Consider the following 20,892-nt stretch of genomic DNA (forward strand, 5'->3'; position numbering starts at 1 on the left):
AGTGCGAGCGTGCTCAACGTGTTCTTTTCATTAACTCTATGCCAGTCCCTATCCGTCCATATCGGTTATCTATTTACAAGCAAAGCCCTTATGGATTTGACGATATGGGGACGGACTTTCCATTTCCGGGGCAGAAAGAGTCAGTCAACACATATCATCATTGCCTACTGATTCTTCAAGCGTGCTTTTGTTTGTTCAAGCATCAATATGGTAAAAGCAGCTTTGGGGATATGACTTATGCTAACACGCTTTGCTTATATCTTTTTTTGCGTTCCCAATTTCTCCCTAAATCAATTGGCATAATTTTCATTAGAGAATCTGCGAATATTCTCAACATTTATGACAACACATCAACTATTAACTGCTGAGCTGCAGGAAATGCACTGGTTTGAAAATGCCTGGGTAACCATTCTTGGCCAACTTGGCAGGTCTACATGCCTTCCTGATCTGGGAAGTATATTAAAGAAAGAGCGTGCTTACACCCAGGAGCATGTTAACCGCCTCAAACAGGTTTTTGTATTGATCAATGAGCCCTCAGAAATAAAAGAATGTGAAGCGCTGGCAGGCTTGTTGGCAGATCTCAAAAAAGCCTGCGAAGGTATCGGGCAGCAAAACGATATTGAATGTGATATTTCTTTTGTGCTGGCTGTAATTAAAGCCGCCAATTACCGGATAGGGGCTTATTCAGGGATTTTTCTCCTTGCTGATGCCTTACAGTATAAACAGGTCCAGGGATTGATCCAGGATACACTTGGTGAAGAAAAGCAAACAATCCTAGACTTACAGGCACTTTTGTCCCGTCAAAATTTATAGTAATGGCAACCCATTAAAAAGCCATTACTTAAGTGCGTTGCACATTTAAAGAACATCTTATCAGATGGAGCCAGAGCCATCTGTAAGATGTTCTTTGCCTAATTACAAAGGTTCATTCCACTTCATACAATTAGATTTTGGTTGTCGCAAATACTACATGTAAGTAGGCAGATAGTGTTTTGAACCTCTATTTTAAGTCTTGTAATACAAAGTGGAATAGCCTTAGCAGCTACCGCAGCATTTGCCAAATCATAGGCCGGCTTATTAGTCCAAACCTTCAATCTAAGCTCCCCTAATCAGAAACCTGCCTGCCCTGAGAGGTAAGGCCAGCTCATCAAAATAATAATCGATGATTTTGGGGATAAGAAAGATAGTATGCAATGATTAATTCGCCCAGGCTGACAATCACCGCATCTGTTTTTCTCATAAAGGCAAACAGTAAATCCAGACTTAGATCATGCAAGTATAACATATCAGTATTTTGTCTGCTATACACTTTAAATGGTTTTCCGATCATGCTGGCCCCTGCTTTATAAGGAGCATAATCATCCAGATTGAAAAATGGTATTTCTGCTAAAAATTGGTAACCGTTGATAAACATAAATGACAAGACATTTTACAGGATTTAATCCCGAATTTAAAAACACCTTTTTAAAGTTAATAGCCCTGCGTTATTGGTGCTACATGCCAGTTATAGATACGCCCGATCTTGTTTCAACAGGCTTTCAATTTGACGTGCAAGGGTGGAAATAGTGCCGGTTTTCTCTATGAGCTTATTGATGCCTTGATGTTCGAGCTCTGCCTGCCAGTGCAGCGGTATCCTGCTGGAATAGGCCGCAATGCGTGGGTTACCAAAGCCTTGCAATATTTTTAAATGCCCCAGACATTCCTCCCAGTCGATCCTGGGGAAATCCGGATCAATAAAAATATACCCGGGCAGACGGTCCGATTGGCTGCTCAAATAGGCGATAGCGGAGCTGCAATCTTTAAAGGACAGGAATTTGATGGGCACTGGGAGGTCAGAGACGGCCATCTGAAAGAATTGCTGGTCATCGTCATCTGCATCGATCAAAAGTATTAATTCTTTATCAGTCATAATCCAGGCTAATTCGTTCCTTAATCAAAGTATTATTTACATACCGCTGGCAATATGAAACAGTATGGCAAAAAGGCTATCTTCGGCAAAAAAGTAGTTATCAGCACATTTAGATGTGCACTTGATGCAAGATTACTTTTTGTCTTTTTTCTCCTTCTTTTCGTGCTTGTCTTTATCCTTGGAAAAGATCTTTTGCAAAAAGGTTTTCTTTTCCTGTTTTGGACTGTCTACCGAAGCGATGCTGATTTCACTGTCAATGGATGGCTGAATGGCTTGGATAAACGCATTTTGCAAAATATGACTCAATGCATACCAGATGTTTGTCTTGGGATCATCTAACCGGCCTTCAAAAGGTATTTTGGTAGCTACCTGGTCATTGGGATGGTTGCGAAGGATCTGGCCAACCCCACCAGCGATGCCCTCCCAGAGCTTTCTAAAAATATTGTCATCCCTGTCTTCCTTTCCGAGCACGTCCAGGTCTTTAATAAGCGGTTTGACATACCCCGCAAATCGGTTATCCTTGGCAGCTACTTCGGTATAAAGGCCAAACCGGCCTTTATTGACATCTATTTTTGCATATGCCTGAAAAAAGTCATTAAGCTTGACCAGGTTGGTATTTTTGAGCTCTGCACTCATGTCAAAGGTGGGCTTGTCGGCCAGCGGGTTGAGCTTTGCATTCATAGTAAGTGTCCCTTCATAAATCCGCGCGGATGCATCGATGCTGGCCGGCAGTAGCGCCGTTGAATCATAACTATTGCGCAGGTTCTGGGCAAGTACATGCAGATCATCCATCTGGATATCCACCTTAGGAGTGGTACCCTGGTCTTTATAACGGACTGTGCCATTACGGATCTCGCAACGGTTGATGCTCAAAGGCATAAAATCATCGAGCACCTTTTTGAAATCAGCAGAGTCCCTGGCAATTTCTTTGGGTTCTACCTTGTCTTTTGTAAAAACGAGCAGCGGCTTTTCGAAGGTCAATTCCCCGACAATAGAGCCCTTAAAGAGGGATTTCCATTCGATGGAAAGATCGATAACAGAAGCTGCAAAGAAAGGGGTCCGCTTGCCTGAGACGGTATCAGCTTTGTCCAGGTAAATACTGTCCACCCGGTAGGCACCCTTGATCAAGGCCAGGTCTATATCCTGTATATGGCCGTAGTAACCTTTCATCGAAGCCAAACTCTTGTTGGCGTAATGGAGCACGATATAGGGAAGGGCGATCCGGATTGCAATAATCAGTAACAACACCCCTGTCAGAATCAAAGTGAGCTTCCTTTTTTTTGAGATTGGCATATTGTACCAGGTTTTAATTGAAATATGTTTGCCTGGTTAAAAAAGGATGCCAGTTTTAAAACATGGGTTCGCAGTTCGTCTGGGAGTAGGTGGCTGAGTTGGTGTGCTGGGCGCTATACTTTTTGCACCGAAGTCAGAGTGTAAACCATTGTTAGCAAAAGCGACAGATACAATAGAGGTTTACAGGCGAAACGAAATCAGCTGCGAAAATCTTAAGCTGTGAAATTAGGAAGTTGCAAAGGGTGAAGGAATTAGCTTTGGCTTGAAAGGATGCATTTACTGCTTCTTGACGACTGGGGACTACAACTTTGGATAACCATGCCAAAATGGCCATCATGCAGATCATAGAAGATAGACATGCTAAATCTGCGACCATTATTACTTCGCAGTTACCAATCAACAAATGCGAATAGGATTGAAGGGCAGTCGATGAGAGTTCGGATGAATATGCAACAAAATCAAGTTTGGTTGTTAGTTTATAGATTTAGCACATCAAAGCTGGGTGAAAGTAGGCCTGTTTTTAAACATTTCCTTAAATTCTGGCCGACTGGACCGCTATACAAAGTCAGTGCATTTCATTAAATGGGTTAATTCACTTGCTAGTTCCTGGATCAGTTTTCGCAGCTGACTTTCAGACAAGCCACTGTAACGCAGCTTTAAAAGCATTGACTGATCCGGCTCCATTTTTTTAGCTTCCAGTATTTGGGGTGGGTAAGGCCGATAAGTGGGCGAAAGGTCTCTTCATTGGGTTCCTTGATCAAAACATCAAGCTCACTCTTGCCTGCTTCTACCAGATATTCACATCTTGTTATTCTCACCGATCTTCCTGATTGCAAGACCAGTGTTTTTTCCAATTTCATTTCTGGTAAAGCGGCTTTTAATAAAACAGCAATATGTGCCAGCAAGGATTTTAAATACCGATTGCCACTATTATTTTTGATTGATACCAAGAGTTGATTCACTTGTGTTTGCATTCAGAGATCAACACAGGTCTGTTTTTGATGTCTTGATCCTACTTTAAAAAGGTATTTCTTGTGAATTATTGTATTTCACCCTGATCAAATACGGGAAAATGTTCCAAACCAGGCGCCAGCCCGGTACGTTTTGAGCCCGGAAAAGAATAGGCTAGAAAGCACCAACGGGTTACAGGCCAGGATATTTAATAACAGTCGGCAGAAAAAATGCGTTTGTTTTACATCCGCAGGGATGAATTCCCTAAGTCATTAATTGCCATGTATGGCAAAGCAGGTAAAAGGAGCCCGAGACGGTCAGGGAATTGGTGAAGGGCCGGACTTGATATACCGGCCCATTATGCAGATCTTATTCAGGTTACAGCCAGGTATCTAATTGAGTTTTCAGCACATTGCTCTACAATTATTTATCTAAATCATGGGATCAGTAGCCTGTCCTTTACCAACTGGCAACATGTATCTATCCAGGCTTGTCTTTCTGTACAGGTACTAGACACTACGATGCTAAACATGCTGCGTGTAAAATGCTCAACGCCCAGGAAATTGGCAATACAATGTCTCCATATATTTTCAAGTGGGTCATGGAAAACGGCCATCTCTCTTTCAGTGTTGGTATTGGAAGTATTGAACACAAAAAAATACCTTAGCTTCAAAAGTTTAACAGGGTCCCCTTCTCCGTTGTCATTAAACCCGTATCCGACGTTCAAGCGTATCACCCTATCTATCCAACCTTTCAGAATTGCCGGTGGTGCCCCCCACCAATTGGGGTGAATGATAATAAGGCAGTCGGCCGCTTGCAGGGCATGGCAATAGGGCAAAATATCATCGGAGAAATAATTAATGTCCAGCAACTCGTTTTCCTTTAAAATAGGGTCAAAGCTATCCCTATACAAATCATGTATGGTTACCGTATGGAATGGCTGTAATATTTTGACTATTTGCTTACAGAGCCCATGACTTAAACTCTCACTTCGGGGATGAGCTAGGACGACTAAAACATTCATTGGATTTATCTTGTGGATGCGCTATTTACGTAGTTTGCAGGCAGCAAAATTCTTATTTTGTTGACGAGCCGTCCTTTACCTGGTTGATAAAGTCATTGGACGGTTTGAAAAAAGGGACCTGGTGCGCTGGGACGATGATCGTAGATTTTTGAGCTATGTTTCTGGCTGTTTTCTCTGCTCTTTGCTTCACAACGAAACTGCCAAAACCACGGAAATAAATATTTTCCCCTTCGCTAAGAGATGTTTTAATGGTAGTAAAAAATGCCTCGAGAACATTTTCAATCTCTTCTCTCTGCATCCCTGTCTTTTCAGCTATTCTAGAAATCGTGTCTGCTTTTGTCATGTTCTTTGTTGTTACTGGTTATTCATTTGGCAAAACTACAAGTTTGAAGGCAAACGGTCACATTTCTCGTATTTCTATCCAAAACCTGCCTGCGGCGTATAGGTTTGCGGTGGTGTACTGGATTTTTACACTGGCACATTTTTAGTTTACGCTATTGCTCAACTAAAACTATATGTGATGGGCTCGAAAAATAATGATGAAGAAAGGGATGGTTCTAATGGCGGCTTTGCGCTTGGGCTTCTAGTTGGCGCGACTATCGGCGCATTGGCTGCTGTGTTATTTGCGCCGAAATCCGGGCAGCAAACCCGTCAACAGCTGAAAGATCTGGCAAACCAGCAAAAAGACAAACTGCGAAACCAATGGGAAGATACCAAAATCAATGCTGCTATAGCAGTTGATGATGCAAAAGAAAAACTAGGCGTAGTTGCTGAGCAGGCCAAGGGTACCGTGGATGGATTGGCTGATAAGGCCAAAGGAACAGTGGATCAGCTAGCTGAGGGGACAAAGGCAACCGTGGACAAATTTCAAAAACGCTATTAATGTCTACCGGTAAGCAGCACCTAACAGATATTGTCACGGACTCGTCTTGCGATCAATCGCAAACGATTCCTGTCATCGAAGAAAAGTTGGTCATTACCTCTGAAAATGTTGAAACGGGCCGGGTTCTGGTTTCTAAACGGGTCCTGGAAGAAGAGGCGACATGGAATGGCATAATCGCCAGGGAAGAATTGAGGGTGGAGAGAAAAGAGATTAATCAGTATGTCAAGGATGCCCCGGCTGCTGTCCGGCAGGAAGGGGATGTGACCATTGTCTCAGTTGTCAAAGAGGTACTGGTGGTTGAAAAGCGCCTGATGCTCGTAGAAGAACTGCATATTACCAGGCACCATCATCAAGAGCAACAGAGCTTTACAGAGACGTTACGGAAAGAAGAAGTGACCGTCTTCAGGAACGCCTCTGGCACAGATGTTTAATGTCAAGTCGTAATTCAATAAACTGAAACCTTTTAAATCAACAATCATGGCTAATACAGTAGTTGGAATTTTCGAAAAAGCAATCGATGCCCAGCAAGCGCGAAGTTATTTACTGGCAAACGGATTCTCATCCAGTGAAGTCGATATTACAACGTCATCATACGATTCAGATACGATAGTACCAGCTGTTAAAAAAGATAATGAAGATTTTGGTGACCGCATCGGAAACTTCTTCAAAGATCTTTTTGACGGAGATGAAGATGAAACCCGGCGTTACTCAGAAGCGGCAAGACGTGGGACAATTGTCACGGTGCATACAGCAAGTGCGGAGGGCGCGGAAACAGCTGCAAATATTTTGGACCAATATGGCGCGGTCAATGTAAATGACACTGCTGTTAACTATTATGAGTCAAACCAGACAAATCCCGGTGCAGTTACCGATGTACCTGTAAATTCTTATACTGACAATTCAGTTGACCCTTACCCAAACAGGTCGCTTAATACCGTTTCAGGCAGCTCAATAGGATCGGAAGGTCCAACAGAATCTTTACCGGTAATCAAAGAGGAATTGCAGGTTGGAAAGCGTGAGATTGAAACGGGTGGCGTGCGTCTAAGAAGCCGCATTATCGAGCGTCCTGTTCAGGAAAGCGTCCGGCTTCGTCAGGAGCAGGTAAATGTTGAAAGGACGCCTGTCGACAGGGTTGCATCCGAGTCAGATTTCGATACTTTCAAAGAAGGGACTATTGAAATGAAAGAATATGCGGAAGTGCCGGTTGTAAACAAGGAAGCACGGGTAGTAGAGGAGGTGAGCCTGAACAAAACCGTAGATGAGCGCCAGGAAGTAATTAATGAAACTTTGCGTAGTACTGAGGTTGAAGTTGAGGACCTTTCAGATGAAGAAAGGCTCAGAAGATCCCGCTTGGATTTATAATCGATATAAGCATTACATTATAAGGCACCCATCCCGGTGCCTTTTTTGTTACACTGCCTTATAAATCCATTCTCACCAAGTCAGCCAATTTCTGCGGTGCTACCGTACAATAGGCCGTCGTGAGGGCATCTTTAAATAGATCCTGATGCACTTTTTCCATTTCGATCAGCGTCCATCCCTGCTTGCCCCACTTATTATCCACAGGAAAAATGACTGTCTGGTCGCCTGAGCAGAATACGCTCTGATCAACCTCTGATAATTTGATACTCGCCCGTTTCAGCTGCTCATCGTAGGTAGCAAATATCTTCTTCTTCACCCGGAAAGAAATCTTTTCGAAGTGTGGCTCCTGGGTGACTTCGGGGAAAGTCAAGGCCATTTCTCTTATTTGATTAAAAGTTACCACGAGTCGTTAGCGGTTTCGGTACTAGACTGATTGATATGGTTTGTCCACATGCATACGGCATTTGTATGTGGAGAGTGTTTATCCTCGAATGCTATCAGTTATCTTTTTTCTATAACGCTTCACACTAGAAATACTAATACCAGTTAAGCTTACAATTTCGGAAACGGAAAGCCCCTTTTCAAAGCCGCGTTTTACCTTCAAGAAATTACCCTCATTTACTCCGCTCGGCCTGCCAATATGCTTCCCCTTGGCTTTCGCGAGAACTTGTCCCGCTTTGGTTTTTTCTAGAATCATTTCCCTATCGTACTCTGCAAGGGATGCAAAAATACCTATCACCATCTTACCTGCCGGAGTAGAAGAATCAATACCCAGATCCAGTGCTTTAAAGACGATACCCATTTTAGTGTCTTAGCCCCCTAAATGGTTGGACAAAATTGTAAAAACAGTTTAGTCCATTTAATTTAGGAATCATGAGTAAACAACGGCGAACATTCAGTGCCGAAGACCGGTACTCGATCGTACAGGAATCTCTTCGGAGCGGGCCTTCCGAGGTTAGTAGAAAGTATAGCCTGTCACCATCTCTTTTAAGGAGGTGGAAGGAAAAGTATTTGGCAAGCGGGAAGGATGGCCTTCGGGATTCATATCCACGGGTTGATCCGCAACTACGCATCTTAGAAGAGGAAAACGAACGCTTGAAGCGCATAGTAGCCAAGCAAGCTCTCGAGCTGGAGGTGAAAAGTGAACTGCTAAAAAAAACTCCTATCGGACCCAGGAAAAGATAGCCGTTATGACTCAATACCAGCAATCTACGACACGAAAAGAACTGTGTAAGTGGTTAGAGTTACCCCGTAGTGTATCTTATTATAGAGCTCGAAATGGCAAGCCAGGAGCGAAAGCCAGCCAGGTAACGATGAAGCTGGATGGTGCTTTGGTGCCTAACGAAGATGTCGTAATTCACATTAAAAAGCTTATTGATACTGAATTTAACGCGTTTGGGTATGAGTATGCCACGCATGAATTGAAAAAAGAATATCTGATCAATAAGAAGAAAGTGTACCGACTTATGCTTGCCAATGGCCTTTTATTGAACAAAATGATTCGACCTAGTGGAAAGCGTGAATTTGTTCAATTTCGTCGTATTGAAGCTAGTAAGCCTCTAGAATACCTGTGCTGGGATATAAAATATGTTTGGGTTCATGGTGAACGCCGCAATTATTATTTGCTGTGTATTTTGGACGTTTACACTCGTAAAATTATTGATTGGATGTTTCAGAGCAGCATTCGGCAGCTCGATTTAATAAACTTGCTTCGCCGGGTTAACCATTTTTATCAGTTGCAAGGAGTAATATTACGAAATGATAATGGGAGCCAATTCATTGCCCACAAGGTTCGGAATTTTTTGAAAAATTCGGATGTAAAGCAACAATTCACGCATGTTGCAACGCCGGAGGAGAACTCTTACATCGAAGCCTTTCACAGTATTTTAGAACGTGAAGTGATTGAGCGTAACCAATTTGCGAGCTATTACGAGGCCAAAGATACAATTCAGCGTTTCATCAAACATTACAATGAAAGTCGCCTCCATCGTTCAATCGGTTTCGTGACACCCCAGCAAAAATGGGATCAAGCCATGGTTTGTGACACAACCATTCCAGAAGAAGTGTCCAACTAATAAGGGGTCAAGACACTTTACCTGATTTAGGTGCAAACAAGATTGCAGCGAATGCCCCGACTGCTGCGCCGATCAGGATACCTATAACTAGACCTGTGCTGCTTTCATGATGATCACTATCATAGTCAACATTTTCATAATTGGTTTTCATATCGTCTGTTGGTTAATTTAGATCATGATAGACTAATAGCGTGCCAAAGATTTTATTGATGTCCAAAGTCAGATAGGTGATGCCTGGATGTTTTTCAAATGTGACTTTGATTTGCCAGAAAGCAGTTATTTCTATGTGGGATTGATGGTGGTAGTACAAATGGCTATTATGTCCCGCAAAAAAGGGGATCACAGGATCAGGAACAGTTTTACTACACAAGCTTTTATGGACATTTATATTTTGATTATTACAATCATCGGAATTGCGATTTTGGGCATGGCATGGATGCCATCCTTCACTGCCAGGACAGGCATTTCAGATTCGGTAGTTTATGTGCTGCTAGGCGTACTGGTTTACAGCCTAATAAAACAGCTCCCCCGGCCAGATCCGGTTCTCTATCAGGATTACACCATCCATATGACAGAGCTTGTGGTCGTGGTTTCGCTGATGGGTACTGGCCTTAAAATTGACCGCCCATTTTCATTTAAAAACTGGGCAATTCCCTTTCGCCTTATCAGCGTAACAATGCTCCTATGTATTGTAGCAGTAGGTTTTTTGGCGTGGAGATTTTTGGGATTCAGTTTGCCATCAGCACTGTTACTGGGTGCAGTGCTTGCCCCCACAGACCCTGTCCTTGCCGCAGATGTACAGGTCGGGCCACCGAAGGAAGGGGCTGCTGACGATGTGCGTTTTTCACTGACTGCGGAGGCAGGGATGAATGATGGGATGGCGTTCCCTTTTACTTGGCTAGCGATAGTGCTTGCAGCATCTTCCGCTGGAAACATTACCACCGGGCTCACAATGTGGGTACTTGTCGATTTAATCTACAAAATTGCCAGCGGGGTCATTTTCGGTTTTCTTCTTGGCCGTTTGCTGGCTTACCTGGTGCTGAATGTGTCCGAGAAGAGCCGCAGGATCAATCTTGATGACGGTTTTATAGCCGTTGCAGCTGCACTTTCCATATTTGGAATTGTAGAGCTGCTGCATGGATATGGCTTTGTTGCTGTATTTGTAGCAGCTGTTACATTCCGTAACTATGAGATCAACCACGATTTTCATAAGGACATGCATAGCTTTTCGGATCAGACAGAGCGTATTTTGGTAGCCGTGGTACTATTGGTTTTTGGAGGAAGCCTGGTGCATGGCATATTGGACGAAGTAAGCTGGCAGATGGCTTTGTTTGCTGTCGGTTTTCTGTTTTTGATCAGGCCACTATCGGGCCTGATTGCCCTAAGTGGGACAGCACTGCATTTTAATGAAAAGCTTGGGATAAGCTTTTATGGCATTCGAGGGATAGGCTCGTTCTATTATTTGGCATTTGCTTTAAAGGAGGCAAATTTTACCCATGCAAAAGAGCTGTGGTCTGTAACTGCCTTGATTGCGCTCCTTTCTGTAATAGTGCATGGACTTACGGCAACGGGTGTCATGAAGCGGCTGGAAAAATATTTTCAAAATCCTAAATGAATAAAAAGAGGGGTCGTTTCAACTTGAAACGACCCCTGCCACATTTTCGGATGTATTTCTTGTGAACCTTGACTACGCCCGTATATCTTACAGCTTCAAGCCTATCGTTGCGCGAAGCACGTTATTTTTTATGCTATTATCTTTAAAAAGCGGGCTCATGCCCCATTCATATGAGAAATCAAGTGTAATGAGCCCGAACTCCAATCCTAAACCTGCATTCAGGCCATAGGAATACTCCTCGATATTATCTTTTGAAAACTGTTCAAGCTCATTTTTATCCACGGCCAAAACATACGTCCCGGTAGCACCTGCTTTAACATTCATCTTGAAAAAGCCTTTATTGGCTTTGGTCAGGTAAAGGCCCAACAACACAGGGACTTTCAATGAATGTATCCTTGGACCTGACAAAAGGGGTGCATTGGATATGCTGTCCTCACTGGTTATACGCATTGAGGAGCTGAAATAGTGCGCGCCGGGCTGAATGAAAAATCTTTTGGCATGAATCCGGAAATCGAGCCCCGCATTCCAGCCCGTACGGCCATCTGCCTTGCCTTCACCAAGATCTGCTTTAAAGTTAGAGGCATGTACACCCACCATAGGAATAACCCAAAGTCCTGAATTACGAGCCGGTTTTTCACCAAAACGCTGACGAAAGCTCATTTTTTCACCTGAGCGTGATTCATTTCTTTCCATCGTTTGCTGTTCTTCATCCAAATTGTTGTTGGATAAGCCGCTTTGCTTTTCATCCATACGGTTATTTGACTGCATCTGGTTTTGTCTTTTCCATGCCTTGAAATCCTCGTATTCCTTTTTGTCAGCCAGCTCCGATTTTTCATTTTCAGGCTTTGCTGCCGGAGGGGCGGTTACCCCATTATAGCCGGGGCTTATGATGTTGTTAATGATAATAGTGGGCTGACCTGGCTGCTGCGGATAGCTCCTATAAGTTGATTCGACTACTTTTTGGGCCACAGCGGAAGCAGATTGGTCGCTCGCCTGTGCTGCGGCGGATGGTATTGGGGGCGCAGTGACACGAACTGGCGATGAAGAGCTGTTGATTTGCTCGGTGGATGCTGATGGCTGCGATTGGGCGGACGCCTGCCGGTAGGCGGCTTGTGAACCCGCCATGCCTAAGTCGCCGGATTTGGTCTCTTCTTCGGCGATTTTTGATTTTAACGACTCAATGTCTTTTTTCAATTCTTCTGCCTGGTCAGCAGCCTTACGGGCGGATTTAGCTCCCCTTTCGGCGGTACGGGCAGATTTTGATGCCTGGTTGGAAAGTTTCTTATTCTGCGGGTCGTCTTTAAGCCTTCCGGCCAATGCCTGGTTTTCATCTGCTAACTTTTGTGCTTCTACTGCTTTTTTTTCTGCTGCGCCTGTTTTTTCAATCAGTTCGTTTTCAAGTTTGGCAAGCTCGATTTTTTGCTCGTTTAACTTTGCACTTGATTCAATTGATTGCTTTTGATTCTTGAGCGCATCTAAGGAATCCTTTGAAACCTGTTGGGCAGCTAAGGGCAATGCCAAGATAGCAAGAGCAACTGCCTGTATAAAGATGGATTGAATTTTCATTTCCTGGTTTTTTTATTGTTATGATGCATCAGTAGTCCTGTCAAACAATCATGCCGCCCAGATTTAACACTGATCTGTTGTTTAACACGTAAATAATCGAGAGTGCTTCCGGTACAATATTTTAACAGATCACATTTGATTTCCAACAGATGCCCTAGAGAGAAAGGCACGGGCCGATAGATGACATAGATATGAGCACAGAAAATAACAGTGAAAAGCCTGATTTGCCTAACGCTCAACCCTTTTTACCACACCAGCCCCTGTCTATCCCATTGATCAGGGAGGTACTGATTGTCGATAAAAAGACCATACAAACGGGAAAGGTGCTGGTTTCTAAAAAAAATTATGAAGATCCGGTAAGCGAACAGATTGAACTTAGCTGCCAAAAAGTAATTATAGAACGCAGGCAGATTAACGAATATGTCGAGTCAGCACCCCCAGTCCGATATGAGAATGGCGTTACGATTATTGCTGTAATCAAAGAGGTACTCGTTACAGAAAAGAGACTGATGCTGGTTGAAGAGATACATATTTGCCCGCAAACCACAACCAGCCTTGCCCTGGTAAATGAAACTGTACTTCGCCAAGAAGTTGAAATTGTGCGTACCAATACTGGCACAGATATTTATTGAGAGCAGGCTCACAACTAACCAGATAACAGAAATTATGTCCAGTACAGTAATCGGAATATTTGAACAGGAAAGCCAGGCCCAGCAGGCTAAACAGTATTTGCTTGATAATGGCTACGAAGCATCTCAGGTTGACCTATCTGCCCAACCAGCTGATTACAAAGCTGATCAAAGCCTGGATGATGACAGTGATGGGATCGGCGGGTTTTTTAAAAACCTTTTTAGTGACGATGATGAAAAAGCTGACCGTTTTAGTAAGGCGGGACGAAGGGGCACTGTCGTAACTGTGCATGCGCTTACCAATCAGGAAGCAGAAGTGGCGGCAGATATACTTGATGATCATGGCGCGGTGGATGTGGATGAATTTGGCCAAATGAATCAAGCCTTTGATAACACACTGATTGCACCACAAGCAGGTAGCATATCTGATGTCAACGACAATAAGGAAAGTATATCTGTAATTGAAGAGCAGATGCAGGTTGGAAAACGTGAAGTGCAGACAGGAGGTGTACGTTTGAGAAGCCGGATCATTGAACGGCCTGTCGAAGAGCGCATCCGTCTGCGTCAGGAACATGTCTCAGTGACACGCTCGGCTGCAAACCGACCCGCAACAGAGGCTGATTTTGATGCTTTCAAAGAAGGAACTATCGAGCTGACCGAGCACGAAGAAGTCGCGGTGGTTTCAAAACAAGCCTTCGTGGTGGAGGAGGTGAGCCTTCAAAAAGAAATAGAAGAAAAAGAGGAGACTGTCAAAGGCACTGTTCGCAAAACTGAGGTGGATGTTGAAGAAATACCTTCAAGTCCACAGAACCGCAAATATGATGAGGACCTTCGCTAATCCGGACTGATCACCTTTGCAAAAGGCTCCGAATTTACGGGGCCTTTTGCTTTTTTACTTAGAATCAACAAACAGGAGACGTTCAATGCAATCTCATACTACTTTGGATGACAAGGTTTGCAAGGAAATAATCCACCTGTAAGAATAACCCCATAATGGGACATCGTAGATATTAATGCTCCGTATATGATAGGCGAGCGATGCTTGCGAAAATATCACTTCAACTTACCATCTAGTGGCTGACCGAAATTATAGTATTAATGACCGCTTGAAAGTTCACTTCAAATTTAAATAAGCAGATATGGAAGATATTGCTGATACCACTGGATTTTTGGATGAAACCACATCTATGCTGATGTGTGAAGAAAAGCAGCTCACACCTCAAAAGGGTGTAGAGATCATAGATAAGTGGATCATCCCACTAGATCAGGCTGAAAATACAAGGCCCATTGCCGACGGACTCAAAAAGCTTAAATCATTATTAGGGCAAGAGCCTGTGGATGGAGGTGCAGTAATAAGCCAGATGGGCACATTGGCAGGTCAGCTCATTGTGATTGCCCCGGACATGGGGGCAGAAGGGGAGATGCCCTCATTGCTAATGGCACTGGCCAGTGCATTACGGATGGCCGGTGATATACCGAAATCTGAGTAAGTAATATAGTCTATTCATTAAAACAGTCTGCATCGAACAGACTGTTTTAATAAAAATAAGTTATTGAAAATCAATAAATCAAGAGCTTATGAGTGTCGCGACCAATTGTTTTGTTAATTGGACAATAGCCGCTCGCTCCCCTGGCAATCAGTAAGCCGCCAACCAAAGATGCTGCTTTTCCAATCAAGGTATTTTGGTTTTTGATACCGTAGTAGGTTATCAATGATCCTGCCACAAAGGACCCTATGCGTTCAGCATTTCCGACATTAATGATACCATCTTTACTAAAAATCTTGCTGTAAAGTTTCTTTTGTACAAAACTGCCAACTATTCCCATATCCCTAAATTAATGTTGTAACCTGGATTCAATAAAATTATTCCAGCATTTAAATGAGCGACAAAAGGTGAATTTGATGCTTTCGATATAAACATAGCCTGGCATGATATTCTTTCCCAAACTGTAAGAACATCATGTAAAACAATCACTTCTATATGTCGAGAATAAATTTTTACAAGGATGTCTTAAAGGAAAGCTTCACAGAATTCATGGAGGATAATGGCCTTAAGTTGAGTGCTGCCTTGTCTTATTATACCGTGTTTTCACTTGCACCGATGATCCTGGTCCTTATTTCCGTGGTCAGTATTTTTTTTGGGCGTGAAGCTTTTGAAGGACAATTGTTTGGTCAGATTAAGGGACTTGTTGGTAGCGAGGCTGCCCTTCAATTACAGGGAATTATAAAAAATGCGGCGGTTTCAAATAAATCCGGGACTGCTGCGGCCATTGGAACTATAACCCTGTTGATCGGTGCTACCGGGGTATTTGCAGAGATCCAGGACTCTATCAACTATATTTGGTCTATTAAATCCAAGCCACAAAAAGGATGGCTTGGATACCTGAAAAGCCGGTTGCTTTCTTTTTCGGTCCTGATCACGCTCGGATTTTTATTGATAGTATCCCTGGGGGTTAATACTTTGGTTGATCTTCTTAGCAGTCGGTTGGAAATGTATTTCTCACAGGTTTCAGTTATTATATTTTCGGTGCTGAACGTTGCCTTGGTGATTGTCATTATTACTGCTTTATTTTCAGTGATATTTAAAATTCTTCCTGACGGCCATGTCCGCTGGAAAGAGTGCATCTTTGGGGCGGCTTTTACAGCAGTATTATTTACCATCGGAAAGTTTGTTATTAGTATCTATCTGGGCCAGTCTGACCTTGGTGCTGCTTATGGGGCTTCTGCCTCGATTGTTATCCTTTTGACATGGATTTATTATTCCTCGATTATTCTGTATTTCGGCGCTGAATTTACCAAAGTATATGCGCGTTCTGGTGGCAAATCCATCACGCCGAATGCGCATGCCGTACTGATTATCCGCAAGGAATCGGAGAAACGAACTCCGATCGGGATTGCTGATGGGAGTGCTCAGAAGCCCGGGTTTGCGCAAAAGTTGTTTTTGCCAGTCAAAAATTTTATCGACAAAAAGATTTTAGAAGTTAAAAATGAAATCACTGCCTGGATAGCTAATCTGGCCACGCCTGTGACTTATTATAGCATTATTGCTGTACTAGGCCTTTTAATTGTTATCGTTGTGGTTTTACTTCTAGGTTATATTTTAAACCGTTGGGTAGACAGTGACTATCTGGGGTTTGTAATACTGTTAGTGTTTACCTTGGTGCTACTATCTTTATTTCTATTATATAGAAAAAAGGCATTTGGGCAGATCAAACGGCTGCTAATGCGCCTGGGGCGTATATAACTCCCAATGATACATTGATTAGTTACAAAATTATATTTTCACCATGGAAATCAATAACTCAAAAAATCCTACTTTTCAACTTGCAGCTTCGCTTTTGAGCCTTGTACTGATCATTGCTTTGTTATATGCGCTGCAAAGCCTTTTGATCCCATTGATGTTTTCGATCCTTCTAGCCATTTCGCTTTTTCCAATTAGTCGGTTCCTAGAACGTTTCAAAGTCAAAAGGGCGCTCTCCTGTCTGATAGCTGTGATAGTTGCTATTCTTTTAATTAGTTTGTTGATCTGGTTTATTGTCCATCAGGTCAAAGTGATTGGTTCGAGCGGAATGGATCTGCAAGTTAAGTTTATGTCCATTTTTGATACCATACAGATTTGGATTACCAGAAGATTTGGCATAGAGGAGGGCCAAATTACCCAGCAAATCAAAGATTTTTCAAATAAAGCTGTTTCGAATGCCGGGACTTATTTGAGCCTTGCATTTGGTTCTGTTGGCGGTATTCTGGCCGGGGCAGTTATTGTGCCCTTATTTACTTTTTTTCTGATGTATTACAGGGATTTTTTCCGTGAATTCTTTTTTCATGCATTCTCATCGGTCGCGAAGGACCAAGTCCAGCAGGTACTGGACAAAATCTATGTGGTTGTTCAAAGCTACCTGATCGGCCTTGTGACGGTAATGGCCATTGTGGCCGTTCTTAATACGGTTGGTCTTCTGCTGCTCGGAATACAGTATGCATGGTTCTTTGGCACACTTGCCTCACTTTTAATGCTTTTGCCATATATTGGGATAGCAATTGGTTCTATCCTTCCAGCTTTGTTTGCACTGGCCACCAAGGACAGCGCCTTCTACGCACTCGGGGTAGTGCTTTGGTTTCAGGTAGTCCAATTTTTAGAAGGAAATTTGTTTACTCCCAATATTGTCGGTGGTAAGGTGAGCATTAATCCGCTGATGGCCATGATTGGCCTGCTTTTAGGAGGTATGCTCTTTGGTATTTCTGGCCTTATTTTAGCACTACCGATCACGGCGGTCCTTAAAGTGGTTTTTGACGCCATTCCGTCCATGCGTGCTTATGGCTTTTTAATCGGGGAACCAGAAGACTACCATTTGAAGCGATACTCCACAGCAATTGTTATGAAACGCTGGAAGTTGAAAGACTATGGCTTTTCAAAAGATAAAAAAGTTACCAGTGCAGTAAATGGCAAAGAAGACGCGGAAAGTTAATCCGAAGTACAAAAAATTAAATGTGTGATATATCCTGCTTTAGAACCGATGCAACAGCCAGATTATATACATGTCAAAAATAATATACTTCACGCAATACCTTACCATAAACACCTGGAAGTAAGAGTCGGCTCAAAGACCTGTGTAGACAGGAGAAATTGGAAGTGCTCTGAGCCTGTTTGCAAGGTTAAAGTTATTTGTGGAGTTGCAGTGATTGCATTCATCTTTCCAGATCCTAAATCTAATATTGTGCTCCATCTGAATTACGCTCAATTAAAATCGTGGGGGCCCGTTTCGTGGCTGGGCTGTAAGGAAATCATGTTCATGCTTTTTCTTTTAGATTCGACGGACCATAATATGATCATCAGCTCCAAGGTGGTTAAGATAAATGAGCGGGACACAAGCAAAATCAGGGCCGCATGTCTAGAACAAAGCACTCTTCCAGTAATTGCGGTTGAAAGGGCAGTTGATTTTATCTACCAGTTTAGGATTAGCGAATTGTGGCCATAATAGAAACCTGCGCTTAAACATAATGACTAATTCTAAATTAAAATACACTAATCGTATTTTGTTAAAAAAATATTATTTAGTAAAAAAGGATAAATCCGTATTTATCGCTGACGACGATGAGGATGACATATACCTGTTTAAGGAAGCTGTTGAAAAGTCGGCTGATGATGTCAAAGTAGTTGATGCAGATTCGGGCGAGGAGCTAGTTGAAATGTTGAGAGATGCAGTAAATTTAAGTGATCGGTGATAGTAGTTGATATGAATATGGGTGGAATGAATGGATTAAAAACGATTATAGCTATAAAAGCAGATTCAAAGTTGTCCCATATTCCTACGGTAATGATGTCAATATCTTCAAACCCTGACCTGGCTCAAAAGGCAATACGTGCCGATGCTTCCGAATTTATAACAAAACCAACCAGTTTTAGCGCCTTTTGAAATCTGACCAAGAGAATATTTCAACACTTTTTTAAGTATTTAAGCAGCACAATAGGGTAATTTGTTTGCCTATGCGTTCCTGGCAGATGCCAGTCCTAGATACAAGCCAAGTAGGGATGTCATAAATTGGCTTGATGATGCTACTCGGCCGCTTTCGAGCCGATGTTGTCTTGCTGTGTTCAGAAATAATAAATGCTTAGTAAAAAGCAAATGTAAAAAATCGATAAGGATGGTTATGTCAGCGTCTTGTAAAGTTAATTCAACATTGGAGAACAATATATCTTTTCTATCGGCAACTTACTCACCATGTTTGGCTTGATATTTATATAAGTTTTATGCATTAAAAACAGAAGCGATGGCAGACATAGAAAATCCTGACCCATCCGGGCAGGTCAAAGCAGGTATAACCTTAAAAGTAACGGGGGCAGAATCTGAAAATGAGGCAATGCGTAGTGTTGAGAACTATTTAAAGTTACATAAAGCAGTTTCGCTCGAAATGGGTTTGTGTGAAGGTGCTCTGAAAAGGGAATACTTGATTAAATTGGGTTAACAAGCTCGCTAGAATTTTTTCAGTATTTGCAAAAATTGGCAGAATAGCTTAGTTGCTATCCTGCCAATTTAATAATTAGGAGAATTTATTTGTGGCATGGAAATAGAGCTTTCATGTAAAATTACAAGGATGTGTCATGAAGAGAATATTGATTGTGGAAGATGATAATCACATATTAGAACTTTTGAGAATAGTTTTTGTGATTTTAGTTTTGATATGACGTTTTCGAACATCGCTCTTGAAAATTATTATATTCAATGCTGTTATGTATTTGGCTAAGCCGTATAACATGCTATCTCTGCTTTAATAGCAAATAAATATCTATCCTAATATGCATAATCAGAGTTCGGCAGTAGCATCAGCTGTTCCCGGTGCAGCTGATAAAGTGCAAGAGCAATTGCAAGTTAACGGCTTTGACCTGGACAATTAGCAAGGTGAAGTGGGACAGGTGCTACGCCAAACGGGCGACCCGCCACTGAGTTCTGACACCTTGGAAAAAGAAAGGCGGCAATGCAGTGGATCGCGCAAAGGCGACAGGTCAGAATGCCGCCTCGAATCCGCAAGTAGCGGATGAAATGGCAGCGGGTTACTTAAAAAGCTTTTTAAGGAAGGACAGAGCACTATTAACCAAGTAGACCGTCAGGATGCGGTCAATGTTGTCATGAAGCAAACCGGGAAAAGTCGAGCGGAATCAGAACAGGTTGTCAATAACTGGATCAGCAGCTCAATCAGGCAAAGTAAAATTGGACCAGGCAAAAGTGCAGGCCGAAGTGAAAGCCCGTCAAGCGGCAGATGATGCGGCATCGGCGGCTTCAAAGGCCGCAATCTTTACATTCCTAAGGTTATTGATCGGTGTCGCTGCTGCTCGTTTTGGTGCTAAGCAGGGAACTGCTCTAAGTACCACCGCCCGGTGCGGCCGGTCGTTTAATAGATCACATACTAAGCAGACGAGAAAGTCGGTTTCAGGAACACACTTTGAATTAACTTAATAACTAAACTTAAATCAACTATGGCAGAATTAGATGTTCAACCAAAACAAAGCCGCCCATGGTGGATATGGCTACTACTTTTACTCGTTGTTATCGGTCTGATCGCATTATTGCGCGGCTGCAATAAGGATGGGGATGTGGTTACGGGTTCAACCGATAGCACCGCTGATGTAAAAGCAGTTACCTTGCCCGAGTGGGATAATGTCAATTTTAATGCTTCCGAAGCGCACTTTGAGGAAATTACCGATACATCCATTGCGGTGAAAGGCGATGACAACTACACCATCTATGGATTAGGCGAAAATATCCTTTTTGCTAGCGGTGAGAATGAAGTGCAGCAGAGTGCCCAGAAGCAGTTAGAACAAATAAGCGCTTCACTTGAAAAGCGTTTTAAAGGTGTAGCGCTGGCCATTTACGGTAACACGGATTCGACGGGCTCAGCTGGGCTCAATAAAGAACTGGGTAAAGAGCGTGCCGAATCTGTAAAACAGTGGCTGGTAAAGAACGCAGGTTTTTCTGCTGACATGATTACGGTTATGTCCAAAGGCGAAACTGATCCCGTAGCTACTAACCAAACTGCTTCTGGAAGGCATATGAACCGTAGGGTTGAAATAGTGGCCAAAGCAAAGTAAGT

The 20,892-nt window shown here is 42.8% G+C and carries 26 protein-coding genes and 1 pseudogene; 16 read left to right on the forward strand and 11 right to left on the reverse strand.

Annotation, left to right across the window (positions count from 1 at the left end):
• Window positions 1–339: 339 nt before the first annotated feature.
• Complete coding sequence (locus FEM55_RS24595; RefSeq protein ID WP_138284182.1) at window positions 340–813, forward strand: YciE/YciF ferroxidase family protein; 474 nt, start codon at window positions 340–342, stop codon at window positions 811–813.
• A 334-nt stretch (window positions 814–1,147) separates the two neighbouring features.
• Here FEM55_RS24595 and FEM55_RS24600 read toward each other — a convergent pair whose 3' ends face one another.
• The 6 genes and pseudogenes from FEM55_RS24600 to FEM55_RS24630 form a co-directional block, all read right to left on the reverse strand.
• Window positions 1,148–1,414: a hypothetical protein gene (locus tag FEM55_RS24600; protein WP_138284185.1), complete on the reverse strand. Its 267-nt coding sequence runs from the start codon at window positions 1,412–1,414 to the stop codon at window positions 1,148–1,150.
• A gap of 90 nt (window positions 1,415–1,504) precedes the next feature.
• A complete protein-coding gene (locus FEM55_RS24605) occupies window positions 1,505–1,909 on the reverse strand; it encodes a hypothetical protein (protein WP_138284188.1) in 405 nt (134 codons plus the stop codon).
• A gap of 132 nt (window positions 1,910–2,041) precedes the next feature.
• Window positions 2,042–3,202: a DUF748 domain-containing protein gene (locus FEM55_RS24610; RefSeq protein WP_138284190.1), complete on the reverse strand. Its 1,161-nt coding sequence runs from the start codon at window positions 3,200–3,202 to the stop codon at window positions 2,042–2,044.
• 656 nt (window positions 3,203–3,858) lie between these two features.
• The gene (locus tag FEM55_RS24620) at window positions 3,859–4,176 is read right to left on the reverse strand and encodes a hypothetical protein (protein WP_138284193.1); all 318 of its coding nucleotides are present in this window, start codon (window positions 4,174–4,176) and stop codon (window positions 3,859–3,861) included.
• Between the two features lie 413 nt (window positions 4,177–4,589).
• On the reverse strand, window positions 4,590–5,177 hold the full coding sequence (locus tag FEM55_RS25445; protein ID WP_138284197.1) for an NAD(P)H-dependent oxidoreductase: 588 nt from the start codon (window positions 5,175–5,177) through the stop codon (window positions 4,590–4,592).
• Between the two features lie 52 nt (window positions 5,178–5,229).
• Window positions 5,230–5,523: pseudogene (locus FEM55_RS24630) on the reverse strand (HU family DNA-binding protein); the annotation flags it as partial.
• 174 nt (window positions 5,524–5,697) lie between these two features.
• Here FEM55_RS24630 and FEM55_RS24635 point away from each other — a divergent pair.
• From FEM55_RS24635 to FEM55_RS24645, 3 genes are read left to right on the forward strand one after another with little or no spacing between them, the layout of a single operon-like run.
• A complete protein-coding gene (locus FEM55_RS24635; RefSeq protein ID WP_138284202.1) occupies window positions 5,698–6,060 on the forward strand; it encodes a YtxH domain-containing protein in 363 nt (120 codons plus the stop codon).
• On the forward strand, window positions 6,060–6,491 hold the full coding sequence (locus tag FEM55_RS24640; RefSeq protein ID WP_138284205.1) for a YsnF/AvaK domain-containing protein: 432 nt from the start codon (window positions 6,060–6,062) through the stop codon (window positions 6,489–6,491). Before FEM55_RS24635 ends, FEM55_RS24640 begins: the two co-directional genes overlap by 1 nt.
• 46 nt (window positions 6,492–6,537) lie before the next feature.
• Window positions 6,538–7,422, forward strand: coding sequence for a YsnF/AvaK domain-containing protein (locus tag FEM55_RS24645; protein ID WP_138284209.1), 885 nt, complete (start codon window positions 6,538–6,540; stop codon window positions 7,420–7,422).
• 58 nt (window positions 7,423–7,480) lie between these two features.
• Here the strand turns inward: FEM55_RS24645 and FEM55_RS24650 are convergent, their stop codons facing one another.
• On the reverse strand, window positions 7,481–7,798 hold the full coding sequence (locus FEM55_RS24650) for an MmcQ/YjbR family DNA-binding protein (RefSeq protein WP_138284213.1): 318 nt from the start codon (window positions 7,796–7,798) through the stop codon (window positions 7,481–7,483).
• 105 nt (window positions 7,799–7,903) lie between these two features.
• Window positions 7,904–8,224 (reverse strand): recombinase family protein, encoded by a 321-nt coding sequence (locus tag FEM55_RS24655; protein WP_138284217.1) that lies wholly within the window; start codon window positions 8,222–8,224, stop codon window positions 7,904–7,906.
• A 71-nt stretch (window positions 8,225–8,295) separates the two neighbouring features.
• On the opposite strand from FEM55_RS24655, the gene FEM55_RS24660 reads away from it, so the two are divergent.
• Entirely contained in the window at window positions 8,296–8,607 is a 312-nt protein-coding gene (locus FEM55_RS24660; RefSeq protein WP_026632161.1) for a transposase, read from the forward strand.
• Between the two features lie 5 nt (window positions 8,608–8,612).
• Complete coding sequence (locus FEM55_RS24665; RefSeq protein ID WP_138284220.1) at window positions 8,613–9,497, forward strand: IS3 family transposase; 885 nt, start codon at window positions 8,613–8,615, stop codon at window positions 9,495–9,497.
• Between the two features lie 7 nt (window positions 9,498–9,504).
• Here the strand turns inward: FEM55_RS24665 and FEM55_RS24670 are convergent, their stop codons facing one another.
• Window positions 9,505–9,648: a YtxH domain-containing protein gene (locus FEM55_RS24670; protein WP_138284223.1), complete on the reverse strand. Its 144-nt coding sequence runs from the start codon at window positions 9,646–9,648 to the stop codon at window positions 9,505–9,507.
• A 111-nt stretch (window positions 9,649–9,759) separates the two neighbouring features.
• Here FEM55_RS24670 and FEM55_RS24675 point away from each other — a divergent pair, with 111 nt between their 5' ends.
• Window positions 9,760–11,112, forward strand: a complete 1,353-nt coding sequence (locus tag FEM55_RS24675) for a cation:proton antiporter (protein ID WP_171036652.1) — start codon at window positions 9,760–9,762, stop codon at window positions 11,110–11,112.
• Between the two features lie 87 nt (window positions 11,113–11,199).
• Here FEM55_RS24675 and FEM55_RS24680 read toward each other — a convergent pair whose 3' ends face one another.
• Window positions 11,200–12,678 carry a porin family protein gene (locus FEM55_RS24680; RefSeq protein WP_138284232.1) on the reverse strand — a complete coding sequence of 493 codons (1,479 nt, stop codon included), beginning with the start codon at window positions 12,676–12,678 and terminating at the stop codon, window positions 11,200–11,202.
• Window positions 12,679–12,869: 191 nt separating this feature from the next.
• Here FEM55_RS24680 and FEM55_RS24685 point away from each other — a divergent pair, with 191 nt between their 5' ends.
• From FEM55_RS24685 to FEM55_RS24695, 3 genes are all read left to right on the forward strand, one after another.
• Window positions 12,870–13,310 (forward strand): YsnF/AvaK domain-containing protein, encoded by a 441-nt coding sequence (locus tag FEM55_RS24685; protein WP_138284235.1) that lies wholly within the window; start codon window positions 12,870–12,872, stop codon window positions 13,308–13,310.
• Complete coding sequence (locus FEM55_RS24690) at window positions 13,246–14,145, forward strand: YsnF/AvaK domain-containing protein (protein WP_229209412.1); 900 nt, start codon at window positions 13,246–13,248, stop codon at window positions 14,143–14,145. The genes FEM55_RS24685 and FEM55_RS24690 overlap by 65 nt, the downstream gene beginning before the upstream one ends.
• Before the next feature lie 301 nt (window positions 14,146–14,446).
• Window positions 14,447–14,797: a hypothetical protein gene (locus FEM55_RS24695; protein WP_138284240.1), complete on the forward strand. Its 351-nt coding sequence runs from the start codon at window positions 14,447–14,449 to the stop codon at window positions 14,795–14,797.
• Window positions 14,798–14,867: 70 nt separating this feature from the next.
• Here FEM55_RS24695 and FEM55_RS24700 read toward each other — a convergent pair whose 3' ends face one another.
• Window positions 14,868–15,134, reverse strand: a complete 267-nt coding sequence (locus FEM55_RS24700; RefSeq protein WP_138284244.1) for a YgaP family membrane protein — start codon at window positions 15,132–15,134, stop codon at window positions 14,868–14,870.
• A 155-nt stretch (window positions 15,135–15,289) separates the two neighbouring features.
• On the opposite strand from FEM55_RS24700, the gene FEM55_RS24705 reads away from it, so the two are divergent.
• The 6 genes from FEM55_RS24705 (at window position 15,290) to FEM55_RS24730 (ending at window position 20,890) form a co-directional block, all read left to right on the forward strand.
• A complete protein-coding gene (locus FEM55_RS24705; RefSeq protein WP_138284248.1) occupies window positions 15,290–16,552 on the forward strand; it encodes a YihY/virulence factor BrkB family protein in 1,263 nt (420 codons plus the stop codon).
• A 43-nt stretch (window positions 16,553–16,595) separates the two neighbouring features.
• Window positions 16,596–17,771: an AI-2E family transporter gene (locus FEM55_RS24710; protein WP_138284252.1), complete on the forward strand. Its 1,176-nt coding sequence runs from the start codon at window positions 16,596–16,598 to the stop codon at window positions 17,769–17,771.
• A 532-nt stretch (window positions 17,772–18,303) separates the two neighbouring features.
• The gene (locus FEM55_RS24715) at window positions 18,304–18,528 is read left to right on the forward strand and encodes a response regulator (protein ID WP_138284256.1); all 225 of its coding nucleotides are present in this window, start codon (window positions 18,304–18,306) and stop codon (window positions 18,526–18,528) included.
• Between the two features lie 26 nt (window positions 18,529–18,554).
• Window positions 18,555–18,719 (forward strand): response regulator, encoded by a 165-nt coding sequence (locus FEM55_RS25450; protein ID WP_171036653.1) that lies wholly within the window; start codon window positions 18,555–18,557, stop codon window positions 18,717–18,719.
• Between the two features lie 355 nt (window positions 18,720–19,074).
• Window positions 19,075–19,269, forward strand: coding sequence for a hypothetical protein (locus FEM55_RS24725; protein ID WP_138284263.1), 195 nt, complete (start codon window positions 19,075–19,077; stop codon window positions 19,267–19,269).
• A 1,009-nt stretch (window positions 19,270–20,278) separates the two neighbouring features.
• Window positions 20,279–20,890, forward strand: coding sequence for an OmpA family protein (locus tag FEM55_RS24730; RefSeq protein WP_138284266.1), 612 nt, complete (start codon window positions 20,279–20,281; stop codon window positions 20,888–20,890).
• Window positions 20,891–20,892 lie beyond the last annotated feature (2 nt).

Origin of the sequence: Dyadobacter sediminis, from assembly GCF_005860765.1 — a bacterium.
GTDB lineage: Bacteria > Bacteroidota > Bacteroidia > Cytophagales > Spirosomataceae > Dyadobacter > Dyadobacter sediminis.